This is a genomic window from Streptomyces sp. NRRL F-6676, from assembly GCF_000725625.1.
Lineage (GTDB): Bacteria > Actinomycetota > Actinomycetes > Streptomycetales > Streptomycetaceae > Streptomyces.
Map to the genome: position 1 here is coordinate 1 of NZ_JOHS01000062.1, position 19387 is coordinate 19387.

Below are 19387 nucleotides of genomic sequence, written 5' to 3' on the forward strand. Positions count from 1 at the left end.
CCCGCAGCCCCCACACAACCCCACCCACCCGAGCTGTCCCGGGGTACAAGGGGCGGAGCCCCTTGAAGGGACGGGAAGGGTAGGGGCGGCGGGGGCGAAAGAAACCCCCCGGCTCCCCGACACACCCGATACCCCGCGGAGCGACTGGGTACTCGGCACATCGAACACAAGCCGGACAAAACTCCCACCCGAGGGGATGACTCGCATGCTGGTCCTCGGACTGCTCCTCCTCGCGGCCACCGCGGCCTTCACCGGCCTCGCGATCGCCGACAACCTCGGGGGCGGCCCCGAGTACTCCGTCTCCGTGCTGGGCAACCACATCGCCACGATGAACGCCCTCGCCCTGTTCTGCGCCGGCCTCGCCCTGGCCCTGCTGTTCAGCCTCGGCATGGCCACCGCGCTGAACAGCGCGCACCGCCACCACCGCCGCCACCGCCGCGGCCGGGGCTACGGCAGGGGCGGCACCCAGGCCTTCGACGAGCCGATGGGCCCGGGCGGCCGCCACGCCTGACCGCCCACGCCCCGCGGAGACACTGATGCCCCGCGGGGATCCTCACGCCCCGTAGGAGCGAGGGATCCTCACGCCCCGCAGGACCGCAGGAACCTGCGCGTGCGCACCGCGATCGGCAACGGCTTGTCCGGTGCGCACGGGTACATGTCCTGCTCCACGATGGCGAACAGGTCCACGTCGAGCTTCTGCGCCGCCGTGAGCACCGGCCCCAGCTCCGGCACACCCCCCGGCGGCTCGCACATCACCCCGCGGGCCACCGCGGGCCCGAACGGCACTCCGCCCGCGACGACATCCGCGAGGACGTCGGGGTCGACCTGCTTGAGGTGGAGGTAGCCGATCCGCTCCCCGTACGTCTCGATCAGCTTGACGCTGTCGCCGCCGCAGTAGGCGTAGTGCCCGGTGTCCAGGCACAGGTTGACCAGCGCGGGATCGGTCGCGTCGAGGAACCGTTCGACGTGCTCCTCGGTGTCGATGTGGGTGTCGGCGTGCGGGTGGACGACGATGTCGAGGCCGTAGGTGTCTCTGACCTCGCGGCCCAGGCGTTCCATGCCCCGGGTGAGGTGGGTCCACTGCTCGGCGGTGAGTTCGGCGGGCTCGAGGATCTCGGCGGTCTTGTCGTCGCGCCAGAAGGACGGGATGACGACGAGGTGCCCCGCGCCCATGGCGCGGGTGAGGGCGGCGACGCGGCTCACCTGCTCCCAGGTGGCGTCCCACTCGGCGGGGCCCCGGTGCAGTCCGCAGAAGATGGTCCCGGCGGAGACCTTCAGGTTCCGCCGGTCCGCCTCGGCGGTGAGCCGGGCCGGGTCGGTGGGCAGATAGCCGTAGGGGCCGAGCTCGATCCAGGAGTAGCCGGCCTCGGCGACCTCGTCGAGGAAGCGCTGCCAGGGCACCTGCCGGGGATCGTCCGGGAACCAGACGCCCCAGGAGTCGGGGGCGGAGCCGACCCGGATGCGGTCCAGGGCGGGTGCGGGGGAAGCGCTGCCGGTCATGTCACACGGTCCCTTCAGGGGTTGCCTTCACCGGTGCCTGGACGTCCGGAGTCCCGGGGAGTTCCTCGACGTCCACGCCGCTGACCTGTGCGAGTTCGTGCTTGAGGGCGGCCAGTTCCGCGCCGCCCGCCATGTGGTTGGTCAGTTCCTCCAGGCTCACCTCGCTGCGGGCGGCGGACAGTTCCAGGGTGCCGAGGCGCAGCACGCTGAAGTGGTCGCCGACCATGTAGGCGTGGTGGGGGTTGTGGGTGATGAAGATGACGCCGAGGCCGCGGTCGCGGGCGGCGGCGATGTACTTGAGGACCACCCCGGACTGCTTGACGCCGAGGGCGGCGGTGGGCTCGTCGAGGATGAGGACGCGGGCGCCGAAGTAGACGGCGCGGGCGATCGCGACGGACTGGCGCTGGCCGCCGGAGAGGGTGCCGATGGGCTGTTCCAGGTCGTCCAGGACGATGCCCATGTTGCGCAGTTCCTCGTCGGCGGTCCGCTTCATGCGGGCGATGTCGAGGCGGCGTACGGGCCAGGGGCCCTTGGTCATCTCGGAGCCGAGGAAGAAGTTCCGCCACACCGGCATCAGCGGCACGGTGGCGAGGTCCTGGTAGACGGTGGCGATGCCCTTGGCGAGGGCCTCGCGCGGGGTGCCGAACCGTACGGGGGCGCCGTCGACGAGGAACTCGCCCTCGGTGTGCTGGTGCAGCCCGGAGATGATCTTGATGAGGGTGGACTTGCCGGCGCCGTTGTCGCCGAGCACGCAGGTCACCCGGCCGGGGTGGACGGTGAGGTCGACGCCGTGCAGGGCGCGGATGTTGCCGTAGGACTTCCCGGCGCCGCGCAGTTCGACGAGCGGGGCGGTGCCGGCGCCGTCCGTGCCGGAGGCCGCTGCGGGGGCCCCGGTCGTCTCCTCGGAGGGCGCGGTGCTCTTCTTGGGGTCAGCGGTGGTCATGGGTGGTCACCTCCGGGCCGCCGACTGGCGGACCCACAGATTGATGAGGGTGGCCCCGAGGAGCATCACGCCGAGGAAGGCCTTGAACCAGTCGGGGTTCCAGCCGGCGAAGACGATGCCCTGGCTCACCATGCCGAACATGAAGGCGCCGAAGACCGGCCCGATCGCGGAGCCGTAGCCGCCGGTGAGCAGACAGCCGCCGATCACGGCGGCGGCGATGTAGATGAGCTCCTGGCCGACGCCCTCGCCGGACTGCACGGTGTTGAACGCGAACAGCTGGTGCATGCCGACGAACCAGGCGCCGAAGCCGACCAGCATGAACAGCGAGATCTTGGTGAACCTCACCGGCACGCCGACCGCGCGGGCGCTGTCCTGGTTGCCGCCGACGGCGAAGATCCAGTTGCCGTACTTGGTGCGCAGCAGCACCCAGGTGGCCAGCGCGGCGAACACCAGCCACCACACCACGGTGATCTTCACCTGGACGTCGCCGAGGTGGAAGGAGGAGGAGAAGACGCTCTTGGCCTGGTCGAAGCCGTCCATGTCGCTGATGTCGTCGGTGGCGACGTTGCCGGTGACCAGCTTGGTGACGGCCAGGTTGACGCCCTGGAGGCCGAGGAAGGTGCCGAGGGTGACCAGGAAGCTGGGCAGTCCGGTGCGGACCATCATCCAGCCGTTGAACGCCCCGATGGCCAGGGACAGCACCAGCGCGACGAGCACGCCCACCCAGACGTTCATGGTGAGCTGGAAACTGATCATGGCCGCGGTCAGCGCCGAGCTGATCACGGCGACACCGGCCGACAGGTCGAACTCGCCGCCGATCATCAGCAGCGCCACGGGCAGCGCCATGATGCCGATGGTGGACGCCTGGTAGAGGACGGTGGCCATCGAGCTGCCCTGGCGGACGCTCGGCGCCATCACGAAGAAGAACACGAACACCGCGACGGCGCCGAGGAAGACGCCGACCTCGGGCCGGGCGAGCAGCCGCAGCGCCAGGGAGCGCTGCCGGGTGCGGCCGTCGCGCTGCCCGGAGCCGGAGGCCGGCGGCGAGTCCGCCGCCGGCGCTGCCTGCTGGGTCATGCCCATCACCGGGTGCCCTTCGTGGCGAACTCCGAGATCTTGTCGACGTTGGCCTTGTCGACGAAGGCCGGGCCGGTCAGCACCGGCTGCTCACCGCCGCCGCTGTAGTTGCCGTTGTTCTTGTACAGCCACAGGGAGTCCACGGCGAGGTAGCCCTGGAGGTAGGGCTGCTGGTCGACGGCGAACTCGATGGTGCCCTTCTTGATGGCGCCGGTGAGGTCCTTGTTGAGGTCGAAGGTGGCGACCTTGGCCTTGCTGCCGGCGTCGCCGACGGACTGCGTGGCCGTCATGGCGAACGGGGCGCCGAGGGTGACGACGTGGTCGATGGAGGTGTCCTGCTTGAGCTTGGCGGTGATCGTGGACTTCACGGACGGCATGTCGGTGCCGTTGACGTAGAGGTTCTCGATGTCGCCGTCGAAGGTCTTCTTCACGCCGTCGCAGCGCTGGGTGAGGCCGACGTTGCCCTGTTCGTGGACGACGCAGACGGCCTTCTTGGCGCCGACCTCGTTGAGCTTCTTGCCGAACGCCTCGCCCGCCACGCTCTCGTCCTGCCCGAAGAACTCCAGCAGGCCGAGCTTCTTCCAGTCGGCGAGGCCGGAGTTGAGGCCGATGACGGGGATGTCCGCGTCGCCGGCCTTGCCGATGACGTCCTTCATGGCGTCGGGCTTGGCGAGGGTGACGGCGATGCCGTCGACCTTCTGGTCGACGGCGTTCTGCACCAGGTTGGCCTGGTTGCCCGCGCTCGGGTCGGAGGAGTAGATCAGCTTGATGTTGTCCTTGGCGGCGGCGGCCTCGGCACCCTTGCGGACGATGTCCCAGAACGTGTCGCCGGGTGCCTGGTGGGTGACCAGCGCGACCGTCATGCGAGGAGTGCTCGCCTTGCCCGCGGCGGCGCCCTTGGCGTCGTCCTCGGCCTTCTTCCCGCCCGAGCTGCTGGAGCAGCCGGCTATCAGCAGGGCCGATATCGCCGCCGTGGCGACGAGCGCGACTCTGCGGGAGCGGGGGTGATTCGTGCGGTCCATCTTTCCAGCACCTCACTGTGCGGCCGGGGAAGGGTACGGGACGCCGGCGGGCGGGCGTCGATGCCCGCTCACAGGTCCGGGGCAGAGTACCCGGGCCGTGGCACGTGGTCCGGGCGGGGTGTTCGGGCGGGTGTTGGGACGGGATACAAACCCCTGCGCCACCCCACTGTCAATACTTTGTCAAGACATCACTTCACAAGCAGGTCCGTATGTCCGTACAAGCTCATGTCAGTACAAAGCCTTGACATGCGGTCCCGGGGCGCCTACACCTGTGCGCATGTCCCCGCCCACCGGTTCCTCGACCGCCGATGCCTCGGCCGGCACCTCCTCCGCCTCCTTCGACCTGCTCACCATGGGACGCATCGGGGTCGATCTTTACCCCTTGCAGACCGGAGTGCCACTGTCCGAGGTGGAATCGTTCGGAAAGTTCCTCGGCGGCAGCGCGGCCAACGTGGCCGTGGCCGCCGCGCGCCTGGGCCGGGCGAGCGCCGTCCTCACCCGCACCGGCGACGACCCCTTCGGCGCCTATCTGCACACCGCGCTGCGCGAGTTCGGCGTCGACGACCGGTTCGTCACCCCGGTCGCGGGCGAGCAGACTCCGGTGACGTTCTGCGAGATCTTCCCGCCGGACGACTTCCCGCTGTACTTCTACCGCCGCCCCAAGGCGCCCGACCTCCAGATCACCGCCGCCGAGCTGGACCTCGCCGCGATCCGCTCGGCCCGGATCTTCTGGATCACCGGCACCGGGCTGAGCGAGGAGCCCAGCCGCTCGGCCACCCTCGCCGCCCTGCGGGCCCGCGCCAAAGCCGGCACCACCGTCTTCGACCTCGACTGGCGGCCGATGTTCTGGCACGACCCGGAGACCGCCCGCCCGTACTACGCCGAGGCGCTGCGGCACGCCACCGTCGCCGTCGGCAACCTCGACGAGTGCGAGATCGCCACCGGGGTGCGCGAGCCGCGCGCCTGCGCCGAGGCGCTGCTGGCCGCCGGGGTCGAACTCGCCGTGGTCAAGCAGGGACCCAAGGGCGTCCTCGCCGTCCACCGCGACGGCACCGAGGCCGAGGTGCCGCCGGTGCCGGTGGAGGTCGTCAACGGCCTCGGCGCGGGCGACGCCTTCGGCGGGGCGCTCTGCCACGGTCTGCTCTCCGGCTGGGCGCTGGAGAAGACCATGCGGTACGCCAACGCGGCCGGGGCGCTCGTCGCCTCCCGTCTCGCCTGCTCCGCCGCGATGCCGACACCCTCGGAGGTCGAGGCCCTCCTCACCGGCGGCTAGGGCCCTTCTGACGGCTCTCCGCGGCGTCGCGACGCCCGGCACGCACTCTCGCCGCACCGCGCGAAAGCCCAAGTAGCGCCGCTACGAGGACTTCCACACGGCACGCCGAGAGCACGCACCGAACGCCGCTCCTTCTCCCACGGAGATCCATCAGAAGGACCCTAGGGCCTTCCTCGCCCGCCCCACCTCTCGTCCGCGGCCCACCGGCGCCGCCCCAGAACGGAGCACCCCCCTTGAGCAGCATCAGCATCCCCGACCTGGTCGCGGTGCGCGTCCGCCGTCCCGAGGCCATAGCCGAGGCGGCGGCCCGGCGCGCCCGGCGGCCGCTGATCGGCGACAGCGGCCGACTGATGATCGTCGCCGCCGACCACCCGGCCCGCGGCGCCCTCGGCGTCGGCGGCGACCGGCTGGCCATGGCCAACCGCGCCGACCTGCTGCACCGGCTGTGCACCGCGCTGTCCCGGCCGGGGGTGGACGGCGTGCTGGCCACCGCCGACGTCCTGGAGGACCTGCTGCTGCTCGGCGCCCTGGAGAACAAGGTCGTCATGGGCTCGATGAACCGCGGCGGCCTCGCGGGCGCCGCCTTCGAGATGGACGACCGCTTCACCGGCTACCGCGCCGAGGACATCGAGCGGTTCGGCCTCGACGCGGGCAAGCTGCTGCTGCGCATCGACTACGACGATCCCGGCTCGCTGCGCACCCTGGAGTCCGCCGCCCGCGCGGTCGACGCCATGGCCGCCCGGCGGCTGCCGGTCTTCGTCGAGCCGTTCCTCTCCCGCCGGGTGGACGGCCGGGTCCGCAACGACCTGAGCGCCGACGCCGTCACCCGCTCGATCGCCATCGCCTCCGGGCTCGGCGGCACCTCCGCCCACACCTGGCTCAAGCTGCCCGTCACCGAGGACCCCGACGACATGGCGGCCGTCCTGGAGGCCTCCACGCTGCCGGTGGTGCTGCTCGGCGGCGAGGTCGGCCCGGACCAGGACGTCGCCTACGAGAGATGGCGCAAGGCGCTGCGGCTGCCCACCGTGCAGGGTCTGGTCGTCGGCCGCTCGCTGCTCTACCCGGCGTCGGGCAGTGTGGAGGCGGCGGTGGACACGGCGGTGGGGCTGCTGTGACCACCGGCCCCGCGCGGCACGCCGACCCGTCAACCCAACGCACACCGGTGAGGTTTCCATGAGCCCTTCCCCGCGCGTCCGTCTGACCGTCGCCCAGGCCCTGGTGCGGTTCCTCGCCGCCCAGTACACCGAACGCGACGGCACCCGCCGGCGGCTGATCGCCGGCACCTGGGGCATCTTCGGCCACGGCAACGTCGCGGGCGTCGGCCAGGCGCTGGTGGAGTACGCGGGAGTGATGCCGTACCACCAGGGCCGCAACGAACAGGCCATGGTGCACGCGGCGGTCGGCTACGCCCGGCAGCTGAACCGGCTCTCCGCGCAGGCCGTCACCACCTCCATCGGACCCGGCGCCACCAACCTGGTCACCGGCGCCGCGCTCGCCACCGTCAACCGGCTGCCGGTGCTGCTGCTCCCCGGCGACCACTTCGCCACCCGCCCCGCCGATCCGCTGCTCCAGCAGCTGGAGCACCCGTCCGGCGCGGACGTCACCGTCAACGACGCGCTGCGCCCGGTCTCCCGGTTCTTCGACCGGATCACCCGCCCGGAGGCGCTGATCGCTTCCGCGCTCCAGGCGATGCGCGTGCTGACCGACCCGGCCGAGACCGGCGCGGTCACCCTCGCCCTGCCCCAGGACGTGCAGGCCGAGGCGTACGACTGGCCGGCGGAGTTCTTCGCCACGCGCGTGTGGCACGTACGGCGTCCCGAGCCGGACCCGGCCGAACTGGCCGAGGCGGTGCGGCTGATCAGGGCCGCCCGGCGCCCGCTGCTCGTCGCGGGCGGCGGGGTCCACCACAGCGAGGCCGAGGACGCGCTGAAGGCGCTGGTGGACGCCACCGGCATCCCGGTCGCCTCCACCCAGGCGGGCAAGGGATCGCTGCGCCACGACCACCCGGCCGACCTCGGCGGCATCGGCCACACCGGCACCGCGGTCTCCGACGCGCTCGCCCGCGAGGCCGATCTGGTGATCGGCGTCGGCACCCGCTACTCCGACTTCACCACCGCCTCCGGGACCCTCTTCCAGCACCCGGACGTCCGGTTCGTCAACCTCAACATCACCGCCTTCGACGCCCACAAGCTCGCCGCCCGCACGCTTGTCGCCGACGCCCGCAGCGGCCTCGCGGCGCTCACCGTGGCGCTGGCCGACCACCGCGTCGAGGCCGGGTACGAGGCGGAGTACCGGGCCGGCAAGGAGCGTTGGGAGCACGTGGTGGAGGCCGCGTTCACGGGCGACGACGACGCGGTGCCCACCCAGACGCAGGTGCTCGGCGCCCTCGACGCGGTCGTCGGCGACACCGACGTGGTGATCAACGCGGCCGGTTCGCTCCCCGGTGATCTGCACAAGCTGTGGCGGGCCCGGTCGCCGCGCCAGTACCACCTGGAGTACGGCTACTCCTGCATGGGCTACGAGATCCCGGCCGGCATCGGCGTCCAGCAGGCCGCCCCGGACGCGGTGGTGTGGTCGCTGGTCGGCGACGGCACGTATCTGATGATGCCGACCGAGATCGTGACCGCCGTCCAGGAGGGACTGCCGGTCAACCTGGTGCTGCTCCAGAACCACGGCTACGCCTCCATCGGCGGTCTGTCCGAGGAGACCGGCGGCGAACGCTACGGCACCGCCTACCGGTACCGCGCCGCCGACGGCACCTTCACCGGCGACCCGCTGCCGGTGGACCTCGCCGCCAACGCCGCCAGCCTCGGCATGGACGTCCTGCGCGCCAGGACCGTGCGGGAGCTGCGCGACGCCCTCGCCGCGGCCCGCGCCTCCGACCGGCCGACCTGCGTGTACGTCGAGACCGACCCGGCGGCGACGGCTCCCCCGGCCGAGGCGTGGTGGGACGTGCCCGTCGCCGAGACCGCGGGCCGCGCCGCCGCCGTCGCCGCCCGCGAGCGCTACGACCGCCAGGCCGCCGCCCGCCGCCGCCACCTCTGACCGCCGCCCGGCCCCCTCCCGGCCCCCTCCTCGTCCCCTCCCCCGCCCACTTCGCACCGAAAGGCCCCGCCCGTGAACGCCCCCGCGCACACCGCCCCCCAGACCGTGAGCCACTGGATCGACGGCAGGCCGGCCGCCTCCGCCTCCGGCCGCTCCGGCCCCGTGTACAACCCGGCCACCGGCGCCGAGGCCCGGCGGGTCGCCTTCGCCTCCGTCCAGGAGGTGGACACCGCCGTCGCCGCCGCGAAGGCCGCCTACGCCGACTGGAGCCGGGCCTCGCTGGCCCGGCGCACGGCGGTCCTGTTCAAGTTCCGCGAGCTGCTGGACGCCCACCGCGACGAGATCGCCGCGCTGATCACCGCCGAGCACGGCAAGGTGCACTCCGACGCGCTCGGCGAGATCGCGCGCGGCATGGAGATCGTCGAGCTGGCCTGCGGCATCCCCGCGCATCTCAAGGGCGAGCTGTCCACCCAGGTCTCCACCCGCGTCGACGTGGCCACCCTGCGCCAGCCGCTGGGCGTCGTCGCCGGCATCACGCCGTTCAACTTCCCGGCGATGGTGCCGATGTGGATGTTCCCCGTCGCCATCGCCTGCGGCAACACCTTCGTGCTCAAGCCGAGCGAGAAGGACCCCTCGGCCTCCCTCCGGCTCGCCGCGCTGCTGACCGAGGCGGGGCTGCCGGACGGCGTGTTCAACGTCGTCCAAGGCGACAAGACGGCCGTGGACCGGCTCCTGGAGCACCCCGACATCGCCGCCGTCTCCTTCGTCGGCTCCACCCCGATCGCCAAGTACGTGCAGCTCAAGGCGGTCGAGCACGGCAAGCGGGTGCAGGCGCTCGGCGGCGCCAAGAACCACATGCTGGTGCTGCCCGACGCCGACCTCGACCTCGCCGCCGACCAGGCGATCAACGCGGCCTACGGCTCGGCGGGCGAGCGGTGCATGGCGGTGTCGGTGGTCGTCGCCGTCGGCAGCATCGGCGACGAGCTGGTGTCGCGCATCGCCGAGCGGGCCAAGGCGCTGCGCATCGGCCCCGGCGACGACCCGGCCAGCGAGATGGGCCCGCTGATCACCCGCGAGCACCGCGACAAGGTGGCCGCGTACGTGGCGGGCGCGGCGGACCAGGGCGCCGAGGTCGTCGTCGACGGCACCGGGTACACCGTCCCCGGTCACGAGGACGGCTTCTTCACCGGCGTCTCGCTGCTCGACCGGGTGCCGGTGACGGCGGACGTCTACCGCGAGGAGATCTTCGGCCCCGTGCTGTGCGTGGTCCGCGCGGAGACGTACGACGAGGCGATCGAACTGATCAACAGCTCCCGCTGGGGCAACGGCACCGCCATCTTCACCCGGGACGGCGGCGCCGCCCGCCGCTTCCAGCTGGAGGTGGAGGCGGGCATGGTCGGCGTCAACGTGCCGATCCCGGTGCCGGTGGGCCACCACTCCTTCGGCGGCTGGAAGGACTCCCTCTTCGGCGATCTGCACATCTACGGCAATGACGGCGTCGCCTTCTACACCCGGGGCAAGACGGTCACCACGCGCTGGCCCGACCCGTCCGACGGCGGCATCAACCTCGGCTTCCCGAGTCACTCATGACCCGTACGGCGGCCGGGGCGAGTGCCGGGGCGGGGGCGCCGGCGGCCCCGGGCGACCTCGCCTTCACGCTGGACCGCGGCAGCCCCGTCCCGCTCTACCACCAGCTCGCCGAGCAGCTCACGGCGGCGATCGAGCGGGGTTCGCTCGGCCCCGGCAGCCTGCTCGGCAACGAGGTGGACCTCGCCGGGCGGCTCGGGCTGTCCCGGCCGACGGTCCGCCAGGCCCTGCGGTCCCTGGTGGACAAGGGGCTCCTCGTCCGCCGGCGGGGCGTGGGCACGCAGGTGGTGCACACCAGGGTGCGGCGCCCGCTGGAGCTGAGCAGCCTGTACGACGACCTGGAGACGGCGGGGCGGTCCCCCACCACCCGGGTGCTGCGCAACGAGGTCGGCCCGGCCCCGGCGGAGGTGGCCGCCGCGCTGGGCGTCGCCGAGGGGGCCGGGGTGCACCGCCTGGAGCGGCTGCGGTTCACCCACGGCCGGCCGGTGGCGTACCTGACCAACTTCGTCCCCGAGGGGCTGCTGGAGCTGGACACCGGGCGGCTGGAGGCGACCGGCCTGTACCGGCTGCTGCGAGCCGCCGGGTTCACGCCGCACAGCGCGCACCAGACGGTCGGCGCGGTGCCGGCCACCGCCGAGGAGGCGGCTCGCCTGGAAGAGCCCGAGGGGGCCGCGCTCCTGACGATGCGGCGTACGGCGTACGACCACACGGGGCGGGCGCTGGAGTACGGCTCGCACCAGTACCGGGGGTCGCGCTACACGCTGGACTTCCAGTTGCTGGCGCGTTCCTGAGGGCGCTCCCGGGGTCCTCTCAGGCGGAGCCCATGTCCGCCAGTCCCCTCTCCACCGTCATCTCGGGCGAGTAGCCCAGCTCCGTCCGCGCGGCGGTGATGTCGTACGCACGGTCGCGGCCGGTGAAGCTCACGAGCCAGTTCGTCAGCGGGGGCGCCGGCTTCCGGCGGAGCAGCCGCGCCGTGCGGCCCATCGTCGCCGCCACGGGCGCGGCCATCGCCGGCGGAACGCTGCGGCTCCGGGACACATCGACGCCGCGGGTCGCCGGCAGGGGGGTGAGGAAGTCCCGCAGGGCCATCGGCGTGCTGTCCGTCACGTAGTAGACGCCCCGGTGGCGGCCCCGGGTGAGCGCGCGGTCCACGGCGCCGACGAGCCGTCCGCCTCCGGCGGCTGAGGGGCGCGGCCGGGCCACCGCCTCCGGCGGCCGAGGAGCGCGGCCGGGCCCGTCGCGCGCATGCCGAAAGGGGTGGGGTCGCCCCTCCTGGCCGAGAGACGCCCCACCCCGCTTCCGTACCGCCGGATCACACCTCGCCGAAGGCCGTCCGCAGCGTGCCGACCGCCTGGGCGATCGCCGCGCCCGCGGCCTGCGTGCCGCGCAGCGCGTTGAGCATCACGAAGTCGTGGATGATGCCCTGGTAGCGCACGGCGGTGACCGGGACGCCCGCCTCGCGCAGCTTGTCGGCGTACGCCTCGCCCTCGTCGCGCAGCACGTCCGCCTCGCCCGTGATGACGAGGGCCGGCGGCAGACCGGTGAGCTGCTCGGTGGTGGCGCGCAGCGGGGACGCCGTGATCTGGGCGCGCTCGGCCTCGTCGGTCGTGTACTGGTCCCAGAACCACCGCATGCCGTCCCGCCTCAGGAAGTAGCCCTCGGCGAACTGGTGGTACGAGCCGGTGTCGAAGCGCGCGTCGGTCACCGGGTAGAACAGCACCTGCTGGACCAGGGGCACGTCACCGCGCTCCTTGGCCATGAGGGTGAGCGCGGCGCTCATGTTGCCGCCGACGGAGTCGCCGACCACGGCGATCCGCGTCGCGTCCAGTTCCTTCTCCGCCCCCTCGCGGACGATCCACCGGGCCACGGCGTAGTTCTGCTCGATGGCGACCGGGTAGCGGGCCTCGGGCGAGAGGTCGTACTCGGGGAAGACGACGGCCGCGCCGGCACCGACGGCGAGCTCGCGGACCAGCCGGTCGTGGGTGTGGGCGTTGCCGAACACCCATCCGGCGCCGTGGATGTAGAGGATCACCGGGAGGGTGCCGGTGGCGCCCGCCGGGCGGACGAGCCGGGCCCGCACGCTGCCCGTGGGACCGCCGGAGACGGTGATCCACTCCTCGTCGACCGCCGGCTTCCCGATCTCGCCGGACTGCACCTCGTCGACCGCCTTGCGGCCCTCGACCGGGCCGAGGTCGAACAGGTAGGGCGGATTGGCCGTGGCCTCGACGAACTCCTGCGCGGCGGGCTCCAGGACCGGGCGGGGGCCGGTGGTGTCGGTCATGTCGATCTCCTCGGATCGGGTGCCGCGGGCACGCCCCGGTCGACGGTGTCCGTCGGGGCGGCGGCACGAGAAGTAAAGTAGCTCGCTACTAAGTCGCGCGCAACTTATTAGGGCTCGATGTGATCGATGGCGATAGAATAGGGACCGCGTGAACGACGCGGAACGCTAGGCTGGACCCGCTCCGGACATGACGCCTCGACGAGGCGACGAGGACATGAGGCGATGAGAGCATGACGGCGAGAAGCGCGCAGGACGACCCGCACGCGGGGGCCGCCGCCGCACCGGGTTCCCTGCTCCTGGACGACCAACTGTGCTTCGCCCTCTACGCCGCCTCGCGCGCCGTCACCGCGCGCTACCGGCCGCTCCTCGACGAACTGGGCCTGACCTACCCGCAGTACCTCGTGATGCTGGTGCTGTGGGACCGGGACGGCAGCACGGTGAGCGACCTGGGCAAGGCACTCCAACTGGAGTCCAGCACCCTCTCCCCGCTGCTGAAGCGGCTGGAGGCGGCGGGGCTGCTGCGCAGGGAGCGCCGTCCGGACGACGAGCGCTCGGTCGCCCTCCGCCTCACCGACGCCGGCGCGGCCCTGCGCGAGCGCGCGGCCGCCGTGCCGACGTCGATGGGTGACGCGATGGGGCTGACGGCGGAGGAGGACGCGACGGCGAAACGCCTGCTGCGCCTCCTCACCGCACACGTCACACAGGACCGGTGAGCACCCGCCGCGCGGGACCTCTCAGCTCAGAAGCTCCTCAAGTCACTTGATTCGCACGGCGGTTGGCGCCGAGCATGAAGGTGCCCGCACGGAGGGCGCCGGACCCCCGACAACCGGCCCCGCCCGACCGGGCGCGCGCTCACAGGGCCACCCAGCCTCCCCGCTCCGCGGAACGTGCCATCGCGTCCAGCGCCTCCCCGCTGCGTACGGCGTCCGCAAGGGTCGGCCCGTGAGCGCGCCCCTCCGCCACCGAACGCAGGAACCCGTAGGCCTCGATCACCTTGAGGTCGTCGTACCCCATGGCGTTCGCCGCGCCCGGCTGGAACGCCGCGTACTCGCCCCGGCCGGGGCCGACATGGACGGTGCTCACCGGCTGGTCCTGGTACGCCGTCCCCTGGCTCACTCCCAGCTCCCCCATCCGGCGGAAGTCCCAGAACAGCGCCCCCGTGGTGCCGTGCACCTCGAAGCCGTAGGCGTTCTGCTCCCCCACCGAGACACGGCAGGCCTCCAGGACCCCGCGCGCACCCGAGGCGAACCGCAGCAGGCAGTTGACGTAGTCCTCGTTCTCCACCGGGCCCCGCTCGCCGCCGGAGGCCCGCACGTGCCCGGCGGTGGCGCCGGTCGGCCGGGGCCGCTCGGGCAGGAAGACGGCGGTGTCGGCGACGAGCGCCTCGATCTCGCCGAGCAGGTACCGGGCCAGGTCCACGCCGTGCGAGGCGAGGTCGCCCAGGACCCCGCTGCCGCCGCGCTCCCGCTCGTAGCGCCAGGTCAGCGCACCGTCGGGATGGGCGGCGTAGTCGCTGAAGAGCCGGACGCGGACATGGGTGACGTCCCCGATCCCGCCCTCGGCGATCAGCTCCCGGGCGTACTGGACCGCCGGGGCGTTGCGGTAGTTGAAGCCGACGGTGCCCTGGACGCCGACGGCGGCCACGGCGTCCGCGACGGCGCGGGCGTCGGCGGCGGTGAGCCCGACCGGCTTCTCGATCCAGATGTGCTTGCCGGCCGCCGCCATCGCCGTGCCGATCTCGCGGTGCAGGAAGTTGGGCGCGGCGATGCTCACGGCGTGCACACGGGGGTCGGCGGCGACATCACGCCAGTCGCGGGTCGCGGTGGCGAACCCGTACTGGCCGGCGGCCTGTTCGGCCCGCCCCGGCACGTCGTCGGCGACGGCGACGAGCCGCGGCCGCAGGGGCAGTTGCGGGAAGTGATGCGGCACCCGGGCGTAGGCCTGACTGTGCACCCGCCCCATCCACCCGAATCCCACGACGGCAACCCCGAGCGACTCCACCATTGCTTGTCCTTTCCACCGAGCCGGACCGCCAGCGTACGAGCCCGGGGGTACCGCGCCCCGGGGAAGGGGCGGCGGGGACGGAAAACTGGCCGTGCGCACCCCCTTGTGCCGCACCCCCACCTTCCTTACTTTCCAGTAAGTCCGTTGTCATGACCACACCCACGACCGACGGGACCCCCCATGCCCAGACCGCGCCCGCTCCTCACCCTCGCCGCCGCCCTGGCCCTGACCACCCTCACCCCGGCCGCGGCCGCCGCCACCACGACGACCGCCACCACCCCCCTCCAGGAGGTGATGTTCGTGGGCAACAACTGGGACGGCACCGCCGACGTCATCCACTCCTCCGGCACCTACGCGAAGATCGGCAGCGTCGACGTCGTCCCCGACAAGGCCGCCCGCATGGCCGAGATCAACGCCGACCCCATCAAGTGGATCTACTTCCAGGCGATCCGCAACAGCGTCGGCGAAGGCCACGACCAGTTCGTCGACGACATGTACGCCACCCCCGACGGCCGGTCGATGGTCGTCTCCCGCCCCAGCTTCGCCGACGTCGTCTCCCTCGACCTGACCACTGGAAAGGTCAACTGGCGCTTCCCGGTGGAGGGTTACCGCGCCGACCACATGGCCGTCTCCCCCGACGGCACCCGCGTCGCGGTCTCCGCCTCCACCGCCAACAAGGTCCACGTCCTGGACATCACCACCGGCAAGCAGCTCGGCCAGTTCGCCACGGGCGACAAGCCGCACGAGAACATCTTCACCAAGGACGGCAAGTACATCTGGAACATGTCGATCGGCGACGTCAACACCTCGCTGGACTCCCCCGGCTGGGACTGGACGAAGGGCGACCGCCACATCACGGTGGTCGACGCCACCACGTTCCAGCAGGTCAAGGTCATCGACATGCGGCAGCGGCTGGACGCGTTCGGGCTCAAGGACTACTCCGACGCGGTCCGCCCGGCGGTGTTCTCCCCGGACGAGTCGACGTTCTACTTCCAGGTCTCCTTCTTCAACGGCTTCTTCGAGTACGACGTCGCCACCGACCGGATCACCCGGATGAAGACCCTGCCGAAGAACCCCGACACCAGCGACGACCGGACGACCATGGTCAACGACTCGCGCCACCACGGCCTTTCGATGAGCCCGTCGGGCAGCAAGCTGTGCGTCGCCGGGACGATGGACGACTACGCCACGGTCGTCGACCGCGCCACGCTCCAGGAGGGCCCGCTGGTGGCCGCGTCGAAGCCGTACTGGGCGACGGTCAGCGGGGACGGCAAGGACTGCGTCATCTCCGAGAGCGGCGCGGACCGGGTGACGGCGATCGACTTCGCCACGGGGAACAAGCGGGTCTCGGTACCGGTCGGGGACCACCCGCAGCGGGTACGCCTGGCCCACGTGCCGGAGGGCTGGACGGGACCGTCCGGCGGCTGACGCGCGGCGGCGGGGGCCGGCCGGCGCTCAGCCGCCGGCGGCCCCCGTGCCGGTGCGCGGCGGGAGGCGGTGGAGTTCCACGTCCGTCAACCCGCCGCGCCCGGTGACCGTCGCCGTCATGTACGTGTGGTGCGGCCGGCGGCGGCGGTCGGTGGGCGAGCCGGGGTTGAGCAGCCGCAGCCCGCCGGGGGCGGTGGTGTCCCAGGGGATGTGGCTGTGCCCGAAGACCAGGACGTCCAGGTCGGGGAAGCGCTCGGCGCACCGGCGCTCCCGCCCCCGCGCGTCGCCGGTCTCGTGCACGACGCCGAACCGCAGCCCTTCCAGCTCGGCCCGGGCCACCTCGGGCAGCCGGGCGCGCAGCTCGGGCCCGTCGTTGTTGCCGTACACCGCGAGGAGCCGGGCGGAGCGGCTCTCCAGCAGGTCCAGCGTGGCCGTGTCGACCCAGTCCCCGGCGTGGATCACCACGTCGGCGCGGGGCAGCTCGGCGAGCAGGGGCGCCGGGAGCTCCCGTGCCCGCTTGGGCAGATGTGTATCGCTCATCAGCAGAAGGCGCACGGTCCCAGCGTCACACACGGACGGAAGCGGGTCGGTACCGCGCGGGCGCCTCCGTGCCCGGCCGGCACCCGGGTCGGTACCGCGCGGGCCTCCGTGCCCGGCCCGCGCGGATCAGTACCGCGCGGGCCCGTCGGGGCCCGGATCCGGCTCCAGCGCCAGTTCCGCCCACACCTGTTTGCCGCCGCTCGCCGGTACCGCCCCCCACACCGCCGACATCGCCTCGACCAGGAGGATGCCGCGGCCGCCCGTCGCCTCCCAGCTCAGGCTGGTCGGCTTGACCGGGGTGCGGGGCGAGGAGTCGGCGACGGCGATCCGCAGCCGGTGGTTGATCAGGGTGAGGTCGAGGCGGACCGGGCCGTCGGTGTGCACCAGCCCGTTGGTGACCAGCTCCGACACCACCAGCAGTGCGGTGTCCGCCGCCTCCGCCATCCCCCAGGAACGCAGCACGCGCCGGGTGAAGCGGCGGGCGTGCCGTACCGCCTCGGGCACCCGCCACACCGACCAGCTCTCACGCAACGGCCGCTGGGTCATGCCGTCGTAGCGCAGCAGGAGCAGGGCGACGTCGTCGCCGCGGTTGGCGTCCGTCAGGAGCGCGTCGGCGACCGGGCCGAGCCCGGCGGGGTTGCCGGCGGCGAGCCGCGCGGCCAGCCGGTCCAGGCCGACCTCGTAGTCGGTGTCGGCCGACTCGACAAGGCCGTCCGTGGTCAGCGCGAGGACCGTGCCGGGCTGGAGCCCGAGCGGTGACATGGGGTAGTCGGCCTGGGCGACGACGCCGAGCGGCGGGCCGCCCTCGACGTCCAGGGTCTCGGTGCGTCCGTCCGGGTGACGCAGCACCGGCGGCAGATGCCCGGCCCGTACGCACCAGGCGGAGCCCTCCTCCATGTCGATGTCGACATAGCAGCATGTCGCGAAGAGGTCGCTCTCCAGGTCGACCAGCAGCCGGTTGGCGCGCGAGACGACGACGTCCGGGGGGTGGCCCTCGACGGCGTACGCGCGCAGCGCGGTGCGCATCTGGCCCATCAGGGTGGCGGCGGAGGCGTTGTGGCCCTGGACGTCGCCGATGACGAGGGCGACGTGGTTGTCGGGCAGCGGGATGACGTCGTACCAGTCGCCGCCCACCTCCAGGCCGGAGATCGTCGGGAGGTAGCGGGCGACGGCCTCGGCGCCGGGGAGCCGGGGCAGCCGGCGCGGCAGCAGGGTCCGCTGGAGCATGCCGATCAGCTCGTGCTCGGCGTCGAAGGCGTGGGCGCGCAGCAGCGCCTGTCCGGCGAGGCCGGCGGCGGCGGTGAGCAGGGCGCGTTCGTCGGGCGCGAAGTCGTGCGGGGCGTCCCAGCCGATGAGGCAGGCCCCGGCCAGCCGGCCGCCGGCGGGCAGCGGCAGGACGGCGAGGCCGCCCGGGCCGACCTCGGCGAGCGCGGGTTCGAGGGCGGTGCCGGCGGGCCGGATGGTGATGCGGCCCTCGCGCAGGGCGGCGGCGAGCGTCGGCATGGCCCGGACGGGGGCGTCGGGCCACTCCGAGCGCCACTCGGAGCGCCACAGGGCGGGCCAGGCCTCGGGTTCGGGCGGGTCGAGGACGGTGACGACGAGGCGGTCGCCCTCCAGTTCGGCGAGGGCCAGCCGGTCGGCGCGGAGCGGGACACGCAGGGCCGTCGCCACGGCCTCGCCGACGCCGCGGACGGTGCCCGCGGTGGCCAGCGCGGCGGCGAGGCGCTGGATGCGGGTGACGTCGCTGACGCCGGGGCGGAGGGTGGAGGCATCGGCGACGGTGCCGACCAGGCGGGCCGGGCGGACGTCGTCCGGGGGCAGCAGGCGGCCGCGCATCCGCAGCCAGCGCGGCTCGCCGGAGGACTGGAGGATGCGGAACTCCAGTTCGCGCTCGCCCAGGGAGATGTGGTCGGGCTCGACCAGCGACATCAGGGAGGGGAGATCCTCGGGGACGGTGCGGGCGAGCAGCGTCTCGACCCTGCCGTCGAACGCCTCCCGGGCGAGGCCGAAGAGGTCGAGCACGGCGTCGTCGACCTCCACCCGGCCGGTGTCCATGGCGAGGCTGAAGGAGGCGGAGCGGGGGGTGTCGCGGCTGTCGTCGTCCGCCGGCCCGGGGGCGGTACGGCGGCTGGTGACGGCCTCGGCGATCAGGACGAGGCAGGCGCGGTCCTCGGCGTCGAAGCCGTCGGGGCTGTCGTGCACGGCGACGAGACAGCCGCCGTCGCGCAGCGGGAGGACACCGAGGGAGAAGTCGCCGAGGGGCGGGGGCGGGAGGCGGCGGGGGCCGGCGTGCTGGGCGAGGTCGGCGGCGGTGAGCCAGTGGGGGTGGCCGGTGCGGTGGGCGTCGGCGGGGGGCGAGGGGGCGGTGAGGGGGTAGGTGTCGCGGAGGCCGTAGAGGGTGCGGGGGACGCCGACGGACTCGGTGAGCGCGAGGTGGCCGGCCGTCTCGTCGGGGGTGTAGAGGGCGGCGGCGGTGGCATGGGCGAAGACGAGGGACTGTTCGAGGGTGCGGCGGAGGCGGTCGTCGGGGGTGAGGTCGGCGGCGAGCGTCTTGAGGGCAAGCTCGGCACGCGGTGTTCCCGATCCGCGTTCCACAGTGCGCCGCTCACTGACCACGCCGTCATTACAGCGCGTATGGGGCGGATGTGCAGCCCCTACGACACATACGCGGTTTTCCGCACCCACTG

Annotated in this window: 17 protein-coding genes; 8 read left to right on the plus strand and 9 right to left on the minus strand. The window is 72.9% G+C overall.

Going from position 1 to position 19387, the window contains the following annotated elements; genetic code table 11:
- The first annotated feature begins 205 nt into the window (after window positions 1-205).
- Entirely contained in the window at window positions 206-511 is a 306-nt protein-coding gene (locus IO29_RS27230; RefSeq protein ID WP_033224967.1) for a hypothetical protein, read from the plus strand.
- 68 nt (window positions 512-579) lie between these two features.
- Here the strand turns inward: IO29_RS27230 and IO29_RS27235 are convergent, their stop codons facing one another.
- From IO29_RS27235 to IO29_RS27250, 4 genes are read right to left on the minus strand one after another with little or no spacing between them, the layout of a single operon-like run.
- A complete protein-coding gene (locus IO29_RS27235; RefSeq protein ID WP_030383162.1) occupies window positions 580-1500 on the minus strand; it encodes a sugar phosphate isomerase/epimerase family protein in 921 nt (306 codons plus the stop codon).
- A 1-nt stretch (window position 1501) separates the two neighbouring features.
- Window positions 1502-2443, minus strand: a complete 942-nt coding sequence (locus IO29_RS27240) for an ATP-binding cassette domain-containing protein (protein WP_051707437.1) — start codon at window positions 2441-2443, stop codon at window positions 1502-1504.
- Window positions 2444-2449: 6 nt separating this feature from the next.
- The gene (locus IO29_RS27245; RefSeq protein ID WP_030383164.1) at window positions 2450-3526 is read right to left on the minus strand and encodes an ABC transporter permease; all 1077 of its coding nucleotides are present in this window, start codon (window positions 3524-3526) and stop codon (window positions 2450-2452) included.
- A complete protein-coding gene (locus IO29_RS27250; protein ID WP_030383165.1) occupies window positions 3526-4542 on the minus strand; it encodes a sugar ABC transporter substrate-binding protein in 1017 nt (338 codons plus the stop codon). Before IO29_RS27250 ends, IO29_RS27245 begins: the two co-directional genes overlap by 1 nt.
- 277 nt (window positions 4543-4819) lie before the next feature.
- Between IO29_RS27250 and iolC the strand changes: the two genes are divergently transcribed.
- From iolC to IO29_RS27275, 5 genes are all read left to right on the plus strand, one after another.
- On the plus strand, window positions 4820-5815 hold the full coding sequence (gene iolC, locus IO29_RS27255) for a 5-dehydro-2-deoxygluconokinase (RefSeq protein WP_051707436.1): 996 nt from the start codon (window positions 4820-4822) through the stop codon (window positions 5813-5815).
- Between the two features lie 233 nt (window positions 5816-6048).
- Entirely contained in the window at window positions 6049-6930 is an 882-nt protein-coding gene (locus tag IO29_RS27260; protein ID WP_030383167.1) for a Cgl0159 family (beta/alpha)8-fold protein, read from the plus strand.
- Window positions 6931-6988: 58 nt separating this feature from the next.
- On the plus strand, window positions 6989-8860 hold the full coding sequence (gene iolD / locus IO29_RS27265; RefSeq protein ID WP_030383168.1) for a 3D-(3,5/4)-trihydroxycyclohexane-1,2-dione acylhydrolase (decyclizing): 1872 nt from the start codon (window positions 6989-6991) through the stop codon (window positions 8858-8860).
- 72 nt (window positions 8861-8932) lie between these two features.
- Entirely contained in the window at window positions 8933-10450 is a 1518-nt protein-coding gene (locus IO29_RS27270; RefSeq protein ID WP_030383169.1) for a CoA-acylating methylmalonate-semialdehyde dehydrogenase, read from the plus strand.
- Window positions 10447-11238: a GntR family transcriptional regulator gene (locus IO29_RS27275; protein ID WP_030383170.1), complete on the plus strand. Its 792-nt coding sequence runs from the start codon at window positions 10447-10449 to the stop codon at window positions 11236-11238. Before IO29_RS27270 ends, IO29_RS27275 begins: the two co-directional genes overlap by 4 nt.
- Window positions 11239-11257: 19 nt before the next feature.
- Here the strand turns inward: IO29_RS27275 and IO29_RS27280 are convergent, their stop codons facing one another.
- Window positions 11258-11599 carry an NAD-dependent epimerase/dehydratase family protein gene (locus IO29_RS27280; protein ID WP_199806977.1) on the minus strand — a complete coding sequence of 114 codons (342 nt, stop codon included), beginning with the start codon at window positions 11597-11599 and terminating at the stop codon, window positions 11258-11260.
- A 160-nt stretch (window positions 11600-11759) separates the two neighbouring features.
- Window positions 11760-12728, minus strand: coding sequence for an alpha/beta hydrolase (locus IO29_RS27285; RefSeq protein WP_030383172.1), 969 nt, complete (start codon window positions 12726-12728; stop codon window positions 11760-11762).
- Window positions 12729-12958: 230 nt separating this feature from the next.
- Here IO29_RS27285 and IO29_RS27290 point away from each other — a divergent pair, with 230 nt between their 5' ends.
- Window positions 12959-13441, plus strand: a complete 483-nt coding sequence (locus IO29_RS27290) for a MarR family winged helix-turn-helix transcriptional regulator (RefSeq protein ID WP_199806978.1) — start codon at window positions 12959-12961, stop codon at window positions 13439-13441.
- Between the two features lie 139 nt (window positions 13442-13580).
- Here IO29_RS27290 and IO29_RS27295 read toward each other — a convergent pair whose 3' ends face one another.
- Entirely contained in the window at window positions 13581-14732 is a 1152-nt protein-coding gene (locus IO29_RS27295; RefSeq protein ID WP_030383174.1) for a Gfo/Idh/MocA family protein, read from the minus strand.
- 180 nt (window positions 14733-14912) lie between these two features.
- Between IO29_RS27295 and IO29_RS27300 the strand changes: the two genes are divergently transcribed.
- Entirely contained in the window at window positions 14913-16160 is a 1248-nt protein-coding gene (locus tag IO29_RS27300) for a YncE family protein (RefSeq protein ID WP_030383175.1), read from the plus strand.
- A 27-nt stretch (window positions 16161-16187) separates the two neighbouring features.
- Here IO29_RS27300 and IO29_RS27305 read toward each other — a convergent pair whose 3' ends face one another.
- Together IO29_RS27305 and IO29_RS27310 are read right to left on the minus strand one after the other, a co-directional pair.
- On the minus strand, window positions 16188-16715 hold the full coding sequence (locus IO29_RS27305; RefSeq protein WP_030383176.1) for a metallophosphoesterase family protein: 528 nt from the start codon (window positions 16713-16715) through the stop codon (window positions 16188-16190).
- A gap of 111 nt (window positions 16716-16826) precedes the next feature.
- Window positions 16827-19316: a SpoIIE family protein phosphatase gene (locus IO29_RS27310; protein WP_078864284.1), complete on the minus strand. Its 2490-nt coding sequence runs from the start codon at window positions 19314-19316 to the stop codon at window positions 16827-16829.
- Between the last annotated feature and the right edge of the window lie 71 nt (window positions 19317-19387).